Source organism: Mycobacterium sp. ITM-2016-00318, from assembly GCF_002968285.2.
Taxonomy (GTDB): domain Bacteria; phylum Actinomycetota; class Actinomycetes; order Mycobacteriales; family Mycobacteriaceae; genus Mycobacterium.
This window is the reverse complement of record NZ_CP134400.1, coordinates 3,729,881-3,743,901: the sequence shown is the minus strand read 5'-3', so window position 1 is coordinate 3,743,901 and position 14,021 is coordinate 3,729,881. Positions and strand designations below refer to the sequence as shown.

The following is a 14,021-nucleotide window of genomic DNA, read 5'->3' as shown; positions in this document are numbered from 1 at the left end:
AGTGTGGGCTGGTCACATACATGGCAACCGCCGGCCGAAACGAGGTAGGTGGTTTTCGAGAACAGTTACGACATCTAAGGAGAATGTTATTCTCGTTCCCGACGGGCAATCGCACCAGGAGGCGCCGGATGCTACTCGAGTTCGATGCGGATCAACGGCTGTGGCAGGACACCGTGCGCGACGCGGTCGGCAAGCAGTGCCCGCCGTCGCTCGTTCGCGACATCGCCGAGAACGGCGTCGACCCCGCGCCCCTGTGGCAGGCCTACATCGACGCCGGCTGGACGGAGCTGACCGACCCGGAGAATGCCGTCGAGCTCGCGATCGTGCTCGAAGAGTTGGGGCGCGCCACCGACCCGACGCCGTTTCTTGCCACGTTGACGCAGTTCGCGCCGTTGGTGGGCGAGCGCTTCGACCCGCAGCAGGCCGGCGCCGCGATCTATGACGGCATCACGGCCTACCGCGATGCCGAGGGCTGGGTGCTCGACGGCACCGCGAAGCACGTGCTCGACGCCGACCGGGCGGGGCGGCTGGCCGTGGTCACCGATGGCGGCGTCTTCCTCGTCGACGCAGATCAGGTGTCGGTGCGGCGCAGCAAGGTCTTCGATCCCGTGCTGCACATCGCCGACGTCACCTTCGCGGGCGTGCGACTGGCCGACACCGAGCGGTTGCACACCAACGCGAAGAAAGCGCGCCATCTGGCCCTCACCGGCATCGCCATCAGCACGGTCGGCGCCTGCCAGCGCGTCCTCGACCTGGCGCTGGAGCACGTCAAGCAGCGCCAGCAGTTCGGCGTCGCGATCGGCACCTTCCAGGCTGTGCAGCACAAGGCCGTCGACATGCACGTCGCCATCGAACGCGCCCGCGCGCTGTCCTACTTCGCCGCGTTGACGATCGCGGCCGACGATCCGCGCAGGCGGCTGGCGGCGGCCATGGCCAAGGCTGCGGCGGGCGAGTGCCAGGCCCTTGTGTTCCGGCACGGCCTGCAACTGTTCGGAGCCATGGGGTTCACCTGGGAGAACGACCTTCAGTTCGCGTTGAAGCGGGCCAAGGCCGGCGAGCTGCTGCTCGGCGGCGCGGCCGAGCATCGCGTGATGATCGCGGAGGAATTCGATGCAGCTGACTTTTGATTCCGACGTCGAGGAGTTCCGGGCGGAGTTCTCGGCGTTCCTCGACGAGCACCTGCCGTCGGAGGCCGACACACTGGAGCGGCCGCGGTCGGTGTCGCACATGCCGCAGTGGGCGCGCGACTGGCAGCGCCTGCTGTTCGACAACGGCTGGCTGCTGCCCGCCCAGCCGCCGGAGTTCGGCGGCCGCAACGCGACCGTGCTGCAACAGTTCGTCCATCTGGACGAGCTCTGCAGGCGCCGCATCTATCACAGCCTGAATCCGCAGGGCGTCAACATCATCGCCGCGTCGCTGATCTCATTCGGGTCGGACGAGCAGAAGCATCGATGGGCGGTTCCCGTACTCAAGGGTGAGCGCACTGCGTCGCTCGGTATGAGCGAGCCGAGCGCAGGCTCCGACCTTGCGTCGCTGCGCACCCGCGCCGTGCTGGACGGGGACCATTTCGTGGTCAACGGACAGAAGGTGTGGACCTCGGGCGCCCATGACGCCGATTTCCTGATGACCTTCGTGCGCACCGACCCGGATGCCCCCAGGCACAAGGGAATCAGCGCGCTGATCATTCCTACCGACGCATCCGGTGTCGTGTGCCGGCCGTTCGCCGATATGTGCGGTGAGGACAACCTGGACTTCAACGAGGTGTTCTTCACCGACGCGAGAGTTCCCGCGGAGAACCTCGTCGGACCGCTGAACGGCGGGTGGGGCGTGGCCAACGGCTCGCTCGGCCATGAGCGCACCATGATGTGGCTCGGTTTCGCCGACCGGATCGACAACATGATCGCCGACTTCCGGCCCCGAGGCGAGCTGCAGCGCGACCAGTACGCCACCACGATCATGGACTACCTCGCGTTGCGGGCGATGGGATCGGCGGCGCTGGCGAAGGCCGCCCGCGGCGAGGCGGACACCGCCTCGGTGTCGGTGCTCAAGCTGTTCGGGTCAGAAGCCGAACGGCAGGCGCTCGAGAACGCGCTCACCTCCGCGGGTTCCGACGGACTCATCCACCCGTCGACGACCGGTCCCTATGAGCACATGAATCTCGACCACTATTTCGCGAGCTGGTTCGAACGGTACGCGCGCAGCTTCGGCGGCACCATCGCCGGCGGTACGTCTGAGATTCAGCGCAATATCATCGCCACGCAGGTACTCGGCCTACCCCGGCGCTGAGTCCGGTGACCGAGACGCTGCTCCTCGAAAGGCCGCACGCAGGCGTCCTTCTCGTGACGCTGAACCGGCCGAAACGACTCAACGCAATCAACGACGTGCTGCGCCGTGAGCTCGCCGAAACGCTGGCCTCGGTCGGCGAGGACGTCAAGGCCGTCGTGCTGACCGGTGCCGGGCGCGGCTTCTGTTCCGGCATCGACATGCGTGATTTCGGGCCGGGAGTACCCGACGCCGACGCCCCAGCGATCGAGCGGCTGCGGTTTCAGGAGTCGATGGCGGCGCTGCCGCAGGCGATTCGAGGTCTCCCGCAGCCCGTCATCGCCGCCGTCAACGGGCCGTGCGTCGGTGGCGGGTTCGCGCTGTGTCTGGCCGCCGACATTCGGATCTGCTCCAGCGCGGCCGCTTTCGGTAACGCCGCGATACTGCTGGGACTGTCGGGCGCCGAGATGGGGATGAGCTATCACCTGCCGCGAATCGTCGGAACCAGTGTCGCCGCCGACTGGATGTTGACCGGACGTACCGTGACCGCGGCCGAAGCCGACCGCCGGGGTCTGGTCAGCGAGCTCGTCAAGCCCGACCGCCTGATCGGCCGCGCCGTCGAACTCGCGTCGACGATCGCCGAGTTGTCGCCGCTGGGAGTGCAATTGACCAAGCGTGCGCTGCAGGCCAACACCGACGCGGGCATCGATGCGGCGCTGGAGTTGGAGAATCGCAATCAGGTTCTCAGCCATGCGACCGACGACGCCGCCGCGCGACGGCAGAAGTGGTCGACATGACCGGACCGCTGGACGGCGTTCGGATCGTGACGATGGGCGGTCTTGGTCCCGGTCCGTTCTGCGGCATGTTGCTCGGCGACCTCGGCGCTGACGTCGTACGCATCGACACACCCCGCGCGGTCGACGGCCCGCTGCCCATCGACTACACCGTCCGGCGCAGTCAGCGTTCCATCGGGCTCGACGTGAAAAACCCGGCGGGCCGGGCGATCCTGCTGCAGCTCATCGGGAACGCCGATGCGTTCGTCGAGGTCTTCCGGCCCGGAGTGGCCGAGCGACTTGGCATCGGACCCGAAGACCTGCAGGAGCGCAATCCACGGCTGGTGTACGCACGGATGACCGGCTACGGGCAGGACGGCCCGTACGCGGACCGGGCAGGACACGACATCAACTACATCTCGCTCGCGGGCGCTCTGCACGGCATCGGCACCCCCGATGCTCCTGTGCCGCCGCTAAACCTGGTCGGGGACTACGGCGGTGGCGGTATGCTGCTGGCCGTCGGGCTTCTCAGCGCCATCCTGGAGGCACGCGCGTCGGGGGAGGGTCAGGTCGTCGACGTGGCGATGGTCGACGGTGCCGCCGCCCTCATGGCGCCCTACTACGGCATGGTGGCCGCCGGTACCTGGCGGGATCGGCGCTACGACAACGTCTTAGACGGCGCGAGCCACTACTACGGCGTCTACCGGACCGCAGACGACAAGCACATCGCGGTAGGGGCGATGGAGCCGCAGTTCTACGCCGAGCTGTGCCAACGGGTCGGTGTCGAGCCACCCCAGGATGCGGACAACCCGTCGGCGTGGCCCGTCCATCGGGCGGTGCTCGCTGCACGGTTCCTGGAGAAGACGCGGGCCGAATGGGAAGAGCGGCTCAGTTCGCCAGGATGCTGCGCCACCCCGGTGCTCAGCCTCGCCGAAGCGCCCCAGCACCCGCACAACGTCGCGCGCGGCACCTTCGTCGACATCGACGGTGTGGTGCAACCCGCGCCGGTGCCGCGATTCTCCAGAACGTCGCCGTCAACGCCGACCGGACCGGCGCTGCCCGGCGACCACACCCGAGAGGTGCTTGCGGGCATCGGATTTGACGACGACGCGATCGCGGGTCTTCTCGGCTCGGGTATCGCGCGACAAAGTGGCGACTGAGCCCGACGAAAGGACGATCGATGGCGTGGGATTTCTCGGCCGACCCCAAGTGGGCGGAACAGCTGGCGTGGGTCGAGGAGTTCGTGCGCTCGGAGTGCGAGCCGATCGACCTGATCATCAAGGAGTCCCACGACCTCAACGATCCGGTGCGCCAAGCGCTCATTCCGCCGCTGCAGCAGATCGTGAAGGACCGCGGACTGTGGGCCACCCACCTCGGCCCGCATCTCGGCGGGCCGGGCCACGGCCAGGTGAAGCTGGCGCTGCTCAACGAGATCCTCGGCCGGTCAGAATGCGCGCCGATCGTATTCGGTTCCCAAGCACCCGATTCCGGCAACAGCGAGATTCTCGCGCACTATGGGACGCCCGAGTTGAAGCAGCGCTATCTCGAGCCGCTGCTCGACAACCGCATCATCTCCTGTTTCTCGATGACCGAGCCGCAGGGCGGCGCCGATCCGAAGGTGTTCACCACCACGGCCGTGCAGGACGGCGATCACTGGGTGATCAAAGGCGAGAAGTGGTTCTCGTCGTTCGCCTCGATGGCGTCATTCATCATCGTGATGGCCGTGACCGATCCCGACGCCCCGCCCTACGAGCGCTACTCGATGTTCGTCGTCCCCGGCGAAACGCCAGGTATCAATGTGCTGCGCGACGTCGGTCTCGGCTACCAGCCGCTCGGTGGGGGAGGCCGCGAAGGCTACGTCCGGTACGAGAACGTGCGTGTCCCGGACGATCACATGCTCGGCCCGCGAGGTGGTGCCTTCGTCGTCGCGCAGACCCGGCTCGGTGGCGGGCGCATCCACCACGCGATGCGCACCGTCGGCCTGGTGCGGCGCATCTTCGACATGATCTGCGAGCGGGCCGTGTCGCGGTACACCCAGGGCGACATGCTCTCCAACAAACAACTCGTGCAGGAGATGGTGGCCGACTCCTGGATGGAGATCGAGGCTTTCCGGCTGTTGACGCTGCAGACGGCGTGGAAGATCGACCAGCACAACGACTACAAGGCGGTGCGGGCCGATATCTCGGCGGTCAAGGCGATGATGCAGAAGGTGCTGCACGACGTGTCGGCGCGGGCGCTGCAGTTGCACGGTTCGCTGGGCACCACCCACGAGATGCCGTTCGTGCAGTACCTCGTTGAGTCGTTCGTGCTCGGGCTTGCCGACGGGCCGACCGAGGTGCACAAGGTGACGCTGGCCCGCCTGCTGCTCAAGGACTACAAGCCCGCGCCCGACGTCTTCCCCTCCGAGCACCTGCTCCGGCTCAGAGAGGCCGCCGAGGCGAAGTTCGCCCACAAGCTGGCCGGGATCAAACGCGCATGACACACGAGGGCGCGATGCGGTGCGACGGCAAGGTGGCCCTGGTCACCGGAACCAGCCGGGGCCTTGGCAAGGCGATCGCGAAGCGGCTCGCGGATGCGGGTGCGACCGTCGCGCTCACCGCGCGCACCATGGACCCCGACCCGAAATATCAAGGCTCACTTGCGCAGACGCTCGACGATATCGAGGCCGCGGGCGGGTCGGCGATCGCGGTGCAGGCCGACCTCTCGAACGCCGAGGACCGCGAGCGGCTGTTCGGTGAGGTGGTCGAGCGCGTAGGTGCTCCCGACATCGTCGTCAACAACGCGGCGGTCACCTTCCTTCGTCCGCTCGACGAGTTTCCCGACCGCCGGGTGCGGCTGATGATGGAGATGCACGTACTGGCTCCGCTGCACCTAACTCAGCTGGCGATTCCCGCCATGCGCGAGCGCGGCCATGGCTGGGTCCTCAACGTCACCTCGGTCGGCGGCGATCTGCCCGGCGGGCCGCCGTTCTCCGAATTCGATCGCACGGCCGGTTTCGGGGTCTACGGCACGGTGAAGGCGGCCCTCAACCGGCTGACCAAAAGCCTTGCCGCCGAACTGTACGACGACGGTATCGCCGTCAACGCCGCGGCGCCGACGAACCCGGTGGCCACCGAAGGGGCGGGCGCACTCGACCTCGCCAAGAACGACACCGAAAGCATCGAACTCATCACCGAGACCGCGTACCTGTTGTGCACCGGCGACCCGAAAACGCTTACCGGCCGCATCGCACATACCCAGGACTTCCTGCGCGAGGTCGGCCGGCTGACCTGACGTCGACTCGGCAGTCTCCCTCGATTCTGTGGGCTGGGCCGGTCAACCAGAATCTAAATAAACTGCTTGATTTAAGCACATCGGCAGTGTGTACTACAGGATGTGACCGCAGCCCGTGTCCTGAGTGGTGACCGTTCCTCTGCGACCAGGGAGGCGCTGCTTTCCGCGGCGGAGCGGTTGTTCGCCGAGCGGGGGATGTACGCCGTCTCCAACCGGCAGATCAGCGAGGCCGCGAATCAGGGAAACAACGCCGCGGCGTGCTACCACTTCGGCACCCGCACCGACCTGCTGCGTGCCATCGAAAGCAAGCACCGGGCGCCGATCGAATCGCTGCGCGGCAGGATGCTCGCAGACATCACCGGTTCGACCGAACTGCGCGACTGGGTGGGCACACTGGTCCTTCCACTGACCGACCATCTCAGCGCACTCGGAAACCCGAGTTGGTATGCACGGTTCGCCGCGGTGGCGATGGCCGACCCCAGTTACCGGCACGTCGTCACCAAGGACGCGCTGACGTCGCCGGAACTCGTCGCCGCGATCAACGGCATCAACGATTGTCTGCCCGACCTTCCGAGACGGGTGCGAAGCGAACGAATCGTGATGGCGCGCAACCTGTTGATGCACACCTGCGCCGAACACGAAGGCGAAATGGCCGAGTACGGAACGGAAGCCAGATCAAGCTGGCCCGTCGCCGCAGAAGGATTGATCGACGCGATCGTCGGGCTCTGGCAAGCGCCGGTCGGTCGAGTCGGCTCAGCCGACGTGGTCGTGCGCCATGTCTGAGATCCTCGACTTCCCGCTGGCGCGCGCGGAGCGCTGCCCGTTCGCCCCGCCACCGCAGGTGATGGAACGCAGTGCCACGCAGCAGCTGTTCCGCGTACGGATCTGGGATGGCAGCACCCCGTGGCTCATCACCGGCTACGAGGCGATCCGGTCGCTGTTCACCGACAGCAGGGTCAGCGTCGACGACCGCAAGCCCGGTTATCCGCACTGGAACGAGGGCATGCTCGCCACCGTGCACAAGCGGCCGCGGTCGGTGTTCACCTCGGATGCCGAGGAGCACACGCGCTTTCGCCGGATGCTGTCGCGTCCGTTCACCTTTAAGCGTGTCGAGGCGTTGCGGCCAGCTGTCCAGCGGATCACCGACGCGCATATCGACGCGATACTCGCAGGCCCGAAACCCGCCGACCTCGTCGAGGCGCTGACGCTGGCCATTCCGTCGCTGGTGATCAGCGAAATGCTCGGCGTGCCATACGACGACGCCGAGTTCTTCCAGACGCAGGCCAACCGGGGGATGAGCCGGTATGCCAGTGCGGAGGACGCCGCGAAAGGCGCGGGGGCACTGGCGCGATACCTCAAGAACCTGTTGCTCGCCAAGATCGACAATCCGAGCGAAGACCTGGTGTCCGACCTCGCCGAGCGGGTCAAATCCGAGGAGATCAGCGTGCGCGAAGCCGCGCAACTGGCCACCGGAATCCTGATCGCCGGACACGAGACCACCGCGGGCCAACTCGGCATCAGTATCGTTGCGCTGCTCGAAAACCCTGACCAGCTGGCGCTGCTGCGCGACACGGAGGATCCGAAGACGATCGCCGCGGCCGTCGAGGAACTGATGCGCTACTGCAGCATCATCCAGACCGGGCAGCGTCGAATCGCCGACGAGGACATCGAGGTCGGTGGCGAGCTGATCAGGGCGGGCGACGGCATCATTCTCGATGTGGCTCCTGCGAACTGGGATGCCCGTCAATTCAACAGCCCCGACCGGCTCGACCTGACACGCGAGGACGGCCCTCACGTCGGCTTCGGTTACGGTCGCCACCAATGTGTCGGCCAGCAGCTGGCCCGGATGGAGTTACAGATCGTGCTCCCAACGCTTTTCCGGCGGATCCCGACGCTGCGGCTTGCGGCGCCACTCGACGAGTTGCCGTTCAAACACGATGCACTGGCCTACGGCCTCTACGAGCTTCCGGTCACCTGGTGATCGACGTCGGTGACGAAGTCTTCCACTCCGCAGGCGGCGACGCCGACTGGTGCGAAAGCGGCTGGTTCGGCTTCAACATCGGTGAACGCGACATCAACGGCTTCCTCTACTACTTCCACGACGCGCGAACAGGCGTTTCCGGTGGCGGGCCTGCACTGTGGGACCCGAGCGGCGAAGAGGTCTACGACTGCCTGTTCTACGACTGGCGCTGGCGCCAACCACCAACTGGAGCACTCGATTTCGCTGACTTCACGCTGCCCAATTCGCTGCGGCATGAGGTCGTCGAGCCGATGCGGAGCTATCGGCTCTCCTATTCCGGGTTGGGTCTGGACCTCGATCTGGAGTGGACCGCGATCATGACACCGCACGTGCTCGGCCACGCATCGCCGGAGCACTGCCACTTCGATCAAGCGGGCCAGATGCGGGGTACCGCGACGTTGAACGGTGAACGTTTCGAGGTGGACTGCTACGCGATGCGCGACCGAACATGGGGGCCGCACCGCCAAGGGGCGCGTCGGTCGGGGGATTACCTCTGGGCCATTGCGGAGCCCGACGCACACTGGCATGCGATCACGATGGCGAGCCGAGAACCGGGTGTCGACAAGGTCGTCGGCGGTTACCTCGTTCGTGACGGTCAGCTCGCGGAGTTGGTCTCAGGCGAACGGCGGGTGCTGCAGCGCCGGTCCGGCGCACCGCAGCGGGTGATACTCGACGCCGAGGACGACCGCGGGCGCATGCTGCACGCCGAGGGCGACGTGCGTACCGCGCTGCGTTGGCTGGGCTGGCCCGGCAGGCTGACGTTCTGGACACTCACCGAGTGGAAATGGGACGACGTGGTCGGCTTCGGCGAGGATCAGGAGTTCTTCGCGCGCGAGCAGGTGCGCGAGCTCGTTCAGCGCGGCACCGGCGTGGTGTCGCCGTAGCACGGTGGCCCCCACAGACCACGCATAGCGGCCCGCGCTTCGGTTTCCGCCGCTTCGATGGCGGCATAGCGGCTCACTGGCGCACCGCCGTAGACATAGGATTTCGCTGTTCCTGCGCGGGCAGCCTCGATCGAATAGTCGAACCCGTCGGCCCGGACGAGGTATGCCAGTGTCCTGCCATAGCGGTCGGTCCTGTCCTGAGTCGGGTCGGGCTGCACGGCTACCCGCCGGCCCAGCATGGTGGACCGGGCGAACTCCGTCGCCTCCGGCCCCCAGCACGCGACGTCGAAGCCCGGCTTCTTGGTCTCGGGTGTGTTGATGCCAAGCACCCGGACACGGAGGCGGCCGCGGACATCGTCGCGGATGTCGATTGTGTCGCCGTCGACCACCCGCAGTACCTCGGCGGTGGCGGTGACGACGTCGGCCGTCGCGGTTGCCGGCGCGAGCAAGGAGGCTGCGGCAATAAAGATCGTCGCCACCACCGAACGCAGCATCATGATGCAACTATCACCGCGAAACGATATTCCAGCACCGAAAGTTCGAGAAAAGGCGTGCTGGAATAGCGTTTCGCGGATGTCACAGCCCGCGCAGGGCTTCGCCGACGTCGCTTCGTGCCCAGAGGTTCAGCACGTTGGTCAGCATCTGCAACGGCGCGCGCACGCCCTCGTCGCCCTTGATCGCCGGGTCGAACCTGCTCAGTGCTTGCGGTGCCCTCGATCGAATCAATGCGGGCACGTCCATCAGCCAGGTGATCCCCATCAGCACGACGTACAGCACCACGTGTCGCTTCAGTCCGACGGACTCGAGTCGCGGCCCGCCGGATGCACGTACCTCATCGCACAGCAGATCGAGGAATTCATCGAGATGGCGGTTCCACAAACCGATTTTGGCGCCGGACATGGCGCCCCAGACCGCCATCGCGAGATTCAACTGGCTGACGCAGCCCCAGTCCATCAGGCCGCAGCGCAACGCGCCGTCGGTGTCGGTCCAGAACCATGCGTTGTCGACGTTGGCGTTCCAGTGCGACAGCGCGATGTAATCCGAAGCGTCGGCGAGATGACGCCAGATGGCCGCTTCTTGTTGCAAGACGACCGGCGCCTCCTCGTGAAGGCGGGCAAGGAAATCCGGCGACCGAACGGAGTCGGGTAGTAGGCCCGGATTCGCCTGGGCGAAGTCGGCCAGCCGGGCGGTGCGCCGGTGCAACCGTTCGGGCGTCAGCGGCGGTGGCTCACCCACCGCAGCGGCCTGCAGGTCGACGGGAAAGCCGTCGGTGAGTCGCGACGGCAACCGTCCTGATCGGTGGGCGCCGGCCAGACGGGCGAGCGCGATGAACAACGCCCGGTAGTGATCGGCCGCCCGTGGCATCTCGTAGTCGAGGCACTTGTGATATTGGCGTTCGATTCCGTTATTGCCGAAGGCTATTCGCTCGCTGATCAAGATCCCCGTGCCCGTCTCGGCGTGGTAGTCGGCGAACTGGGTATGTGGAACGGCGATCGGGAACTCCGGTGTCAGCGACAGCGCCGCGAACCTCACCTCCGACTCCATCTGGGTTCTGCCGTGATCACGCAACGGGTCATGGAAGTCGCGGGACAACTTCACGAACAGTTCGGTGTGCAGGTCGGGCCGCGGGTTCGTGTAGTCGACGTCCAGCAGCATCTTGCGACCCGTGCTGCCGCCGGCGACGTCCTCACACCGGGTGATCGACCTGACCCGCGTCTGAAAAGCCTCGCTGAGGAACGCGACCCCACCGTCACGAAAAGCGGCCGGGTCGGAGGGAAACGACAGCCCGGACCGGTCGCCGCTGACCCAGCGGTCGCTCACCAGGTCTGCTCGGCGGCGCGTACCAGCATCTCGTTGACCGCCACCCGCCGGTCGCGGGTGACCATGTAGACGACGGCGTCGGCGACATCCTCCGGCCGGAGTTTGACCATGCCCGCGGTCGTCTTCTCCTGGGTCGCGCGGGCTTCCGGTGACAGGTGCTCGGCGATCTCGGTCTGCACAGTGCCGGGCTCGACAAGCCCGACGCGGACCCGGTTGCCGATCAGTTCCTGCCTGATGCCTTCGCTGAACGCGTTGACCCCGAATTTGGTCAGCGAGTAGACAGCCGTGCCCGGCCGCGCGACCCGACCACCGGTGGAACTGATCGTGACCACGTCGGCGACGCCCCGCGGTGAGTCCGCCGCCGCCGCGATCAGGTGCGGCAGCGCGGTACGCGTGGCGTAGAGAACGCCGTTGACGTTGACCGAGACGAGGTCATCCCAATCTGCCAGCGGCGCTTCCGCGGCAGGGCCCATCCGCAACAGTCCAGCGTTGTTGACCAGCGTGTCGAGGCGGCCGAGCGCGTCGACCGTAGCCGCCACCGCTGCGGCGACCTGATCCCCGTCGGTCACATCGGCGGGTGTCGCCAGCGCCGTGCCGCCTGCCGCCTCGATTTCTCGCTTGAGCTCGTCGAGCCGGTCGGCGCGGCGAGCGAGCAGCGCGACCGCCGCGCCCTCGGCGGCCAGTGCGCGGGCCGTCGCGGCACCGATACCGCTGCTGGCGCCGGTGACCAGCGCGACGGTGCCCGCCAGTGTCGTCGTCATCGGGCCTCCAGGAGATCGGTGAACACATAGTCATTGTGCTCACCGAGGTCGGGGGCGCCGCGCTCGATCCGCGCCGGGTTACGCGACATCCGCCACGACGCGCCAAGGACGGCGCGCTGCCCTTCGACGTGATCGGACACGAAGCGGAATGTCCCGCGCTGCCAGAGGGACTCGTCGGCGATGACGTCGAGGGCCGTCGCGCTCTTCGCCGCCGCCACGCCAACGGCGCGCAGCCACTGCGCGAGTTCGGCCGCGTCATGCGATCGGGTGAGGTCGCTGAGCTCGCCGGGGCCGAGCACCGACTGCAAGGCTCGAAGTTCGACATCGTCGGCGACGGCGATGCTGATCCAGTCGCCGCCAGCGCAGGGGAAGCAGCTATGCGGGGACAGGTCGGGATGGTGATTGCCGTCGGGTCCGAGCGGTTCTCCGGTCATCGCCTGCTGTACGACGCTGTCGCCGATCATCGACGTCAACACCTCGACGGCCGACACGTCGACGAACTGCCCCTGCCCGGTGAGCTCGCGGTGAAGGAGGGCCGCGACAGCCGCGAACGCCGCGGCCGCACCGACCGTGGAGTCTCCGTAGCGCATGCTCGCGCCCAGCGGTGGGCCGCCCTCGTACCCGACGAGCGACGCCAGACCCGCCAACGCGGCGAAGCACGGCGCATAGCCCGTCTGATAGCCCATCGGCCCGTCGTTGCCCCACATCTTGATCGACACCGAGATGATGTCGGACTTGACCGCCCGCAGGTCGTCGTACCCCAGCCCCTGCCGCTCCATCGCACCCGGCCGCAGGTTGTTGATCACGATGTCGCTGCGGCCGATCAACTCCCGTAACCGGGCCGTGCCCTCCGGCGTCTTGATGTCCAGATCGACGGAGAGGATCTCGGGGTTGATGCTCAAGAAGAACGGGGCATGGTTGATATCGGTGCCGCCGTAGGCCCGCATCTCCTCCGGCCGATTCGAGCTCTCGACCTTGATCACCTCGGCGCCGAGCAAGGCCAGCAGCTTGCCCGCGTACGGCCCCGCCCACACCTTGGTCAGCTCGACGACGCGGACGCCTTCCAGGGGTCCGCCCCGTGCCTCCTTCGCCGGTTTGAGTTGTGGGCGCAGGGGAGTCAACCGTCGCCGCGGTGCCGACACGTCGAGAACCGCAGCCGAGTCCTGCCCGAGAACCGGTGCACAACTGCGGATCTCGGCAGGCGATTCACTCAACAGGTAGGGCACCGTGGGATAGGCCGCCGCGCCGAGCGCCGGATGCGTGACGTCGCGGAAGAAGCCTCGGTGGCGGTACTGCGGGAGTGACGACAACTCGTCGACGGCGTTGACCGGCACCAGCGGAACACCCAGGCGCTGGGCCTCCTCGGCGACGTCGTTCTTCTTCCGGTCACGGATCCACAGGGCGAAGCCGCGGTGAAACGTCGCGACCTTCTCGGGCGACACAGAGAATTCGAGCCAGTCGTCGTCGAATTCGTCGAGCCACGGCGGACGGCCCATCAACTCCTTCAGTGCAACCCAGTGGTGCCCGTTGGTCATATAGAGGTAGACGTGTCCGTCGGCGCAGGCGAAGAACGACGCGGGCCCCTGTTGGTCGAAATCGTCGCGGGAGCCCTCGGGTGCGATCTCGCCGGTGATGAACCGCCCGACTATGCAGTCGGTGCGCGACACCAACGCGGCGTGCGCTGAGACGTCGATGAACTCGCCGCGGCCGTGATGCAGCTGCGCGAACAGACACGACGCCACGCACAGCGCCGCGTCCAGACCGGCCTCGTAGTCGGACAGGAACCGCCCGGGACCCTTGAGCGGCGGCAGCGCGGGATCGGCATGGCTGGGAGTGTGGTACCCCCAGCCACTGGCCTGAAAAACGATGATGCTCTTGGCCTTCTGCCATTCCGGTGGCGCGTCGTAGCCGAACGGGGTGACGGAGCAGACCACCACCCCGGGGTGGCGGTCCGCCAGCTCCGCGGAGGACTGGCCGTCGTCGATGACGGCGTGGGCGGACGCGACGAGGTCGTCGACGGCCGCGCGGTCGAGTTCGACTGAGCGCTTGTTCGTGTTCAGATAGGCGAACACGCTGCCCGGCGTCATCGCCCGCGTCGCGCTGCCCCGTCCCGGCCGTTCGACCTTGATGACCTCGGCGCCGAAGTCGGCGAGCAGCTTGCCGCAGTACTCGCCTGCCACCGACTCGGCGAGTTCGACGACGCGGAAGCCATCGAGTGCGGACACGA

At 66.9% G+C, this 14,021-nt stretch carries 13 protein-coding genes; 9 read left to right on the top strand and 4 right to left on the bottom strand.

What is annotated here, in order from left to right:
- Positions 1 to 128 precede the first annotated feature (128 nt).
- The 9 genes from C6A82_RS18250 to C6A82_RS18210 all read left to right on the top strand — a co-directional run bounded on the left by C6A82_RS18250 (position 129) and on the right by C6A82_RS18210 (position 9,212).
- Entirely contained in the window at positions 129 to 1,127 is a 999-nt protein-coding gene (locus C6A82_RS18250; protein WP_105343313.1) for an acyl-CoA dehydrogenase family protein, read from the top strand.
- Entirely contained in the window at positions 1,111 to 2,286 is a 1,176-nt protein-coding gene (locus C6A82_RS18245) for an acyl-CoA dehydrogenase family protein (RefSeq protein ID WP_105343311.1), read from the top strand. Before C6A82_RS18250 ends, C6A82_RS18245 begins: the two co-directional genes overlap by 17 nt.
- A 5-nt stretch (positions 2,287 to 2,291) precedes the next feature.
- The gene (locus C6A82_RS18240; protein WP_105343309.1) at positions 2,292 to 3,059 is read left to right on the top strand and encodes an enoyl-CoA hydratase/isomerase family protein; all 768 of its coding nucleotides are present in this window, start codon (positions 2,292 to 2,294) and stop codon (positions 3,057 to 3,059) included.
- A complete protein-coding gene (locus C6A82_RS18235) occupies positions 3,056 to 4,195 on the top strand; it encodes a CaiB/BaiF CoA-transferase family protein (RefSeq protein WP_105343324.1) in 1,140 nt (379 codons plus the stop codon). Before C6A82_RS18240 ends, C6A82_RS18235 begins: the two co-directional genes overlap by 4 nt.
- Positions 4,196 to 4,215: 20 nt before the next feature.
- Positions 4,216 to 5,514, top strand: a complete 1,299-nt coding sequence (locus C6A82_RS18230; protein WP_105343308.1) for an acyl-CoA dehydrogenase family protein — start codon at positions 4,216 to 4,218, stop codon at positions 5,512 to 5,514.
- Positions 5,515 to 5,528: 14 nt separating this feature from the next.
- Positions 5,529 to 6,308 carry an SDR family NAD(P)-dependent oxidoreductase gene (locus C6A82_RS18225; RefSeq protein WP_105343322.1) on the top strand — a complete coding sequence of 260 codons (780 nt, stop codon included), beginning with the start codon at positions 5,529 to 5,531 and terminating at the stop codon, positions 6,306 to 6,308.
- Positions 6,309 to 6,410: 102 nt separating this feature from the next.
- Positions 6,411 to 7,091, top strand: coding sequence for a TetR/AcrR family transcriptional regulator (locus C6A82_RS18220; protein ID WP_105343306.1), 681 nt, complete (start codon positions 6,411 to 6,413; stop codon positions 7,089 to 7,091).
- Entirely contained in the window at positions 7,084 to 8,289 is a 1,206-nt protein-coding gene (locus C6A82_RS18215; RefSeq protein WP_105343304.1) for a cytochrome P450, read from the top strand. The genes C6A82_RS18220 and C6A82_RS18215 overlap by 8 nt, the downstream gene beginning before the upstream one ends.
- Positions 8,286 to 9,212 (top strand): hypothetical protein, encoded by a 927-nt coding sequence (locus tag C6A82_RS18210; RefSeq protein WP_199193661.1) that lies wholly within the window; start codon positions 8,286 to 8,288, stop codon positions 9,210 to 9,212. Before C6A82_RS18215 ends, C6A82_RS18210 begins: the two co-directional genes overlap by 4 nt.
- Here C6A82_RS18210 and C6A82_RS18205 read toward each other — a convergent pair.
- The 4 genes from C6A82_RS18205 to C6A82_RS18190 all read right to left on the bottom strand — a co-directional run bounded on the left by C6A82_RS18205 (position 9,182) and on the right by C6A82_RS18190 (position 14,019).
- Positions 9,182 to 9,709, bottom strand: coding sequence for a thermonuclease family protein (locus C6A82_RS18205; protein ID WP_233216823.1), 528 nt, complete (start codon positions 9,707 to 9,709; stop codon positions 9,182 to 9,184). The genes C6A82_RS18210 and C6A82_RS18205 overlap by 31 nt on opposite strands.
- 79 nt (positions 9,710 to 9,788) lie before the next feature.
- Positions 9,789 to 11,033: a hypothetical protein gene (locus tag C6A82_RS18200; RefSeq protein ID WP_311101407.1), complete on the bottom strand. Its 1,245-nt coding sequence runs from the start codon at positions 11,031 to 11,033 to the stop codon at positions 9,789 to 9,791.
- Positions 11,030 to 11,794 carry an SDR family NAD(P)-dependent oxidoreductase gene (locus C6A82_RS18195; RefSeq protein WP_105341387.1) on the bottom strand — a complete coding sequence of 255 codons (765 nt, stop codon included), beginning with the start codon at positions 11,792 to 11,794 and terminating at the stop codon, positions 11,030 to 11,032. The genes C6A82_RS18200 and C6A82_RS18195 overlap by 4 nt, the downstream gene beginning before the upstream one ends.
- Positions 11,791 to 14,019 carry a CoA transferase gene (locus C6A82_RS18190; RefSeq protein ID WP_311101406.1) on the bottom strand — a complete coding sequence of 743 codons (2,229 nt, stop codon included), beginning with the start codon at positions 14,017 to 14,019 and terminating at the stop codon, positions 11,791 to 11,793. The genes C6A82_RS18195 and C6A82_RS18190 overlap by 4 nt, the downstream gene beginning before the upstream one ends.
- Positions 14,020 to 14,021: the final 2 nt, after the last annotated feature.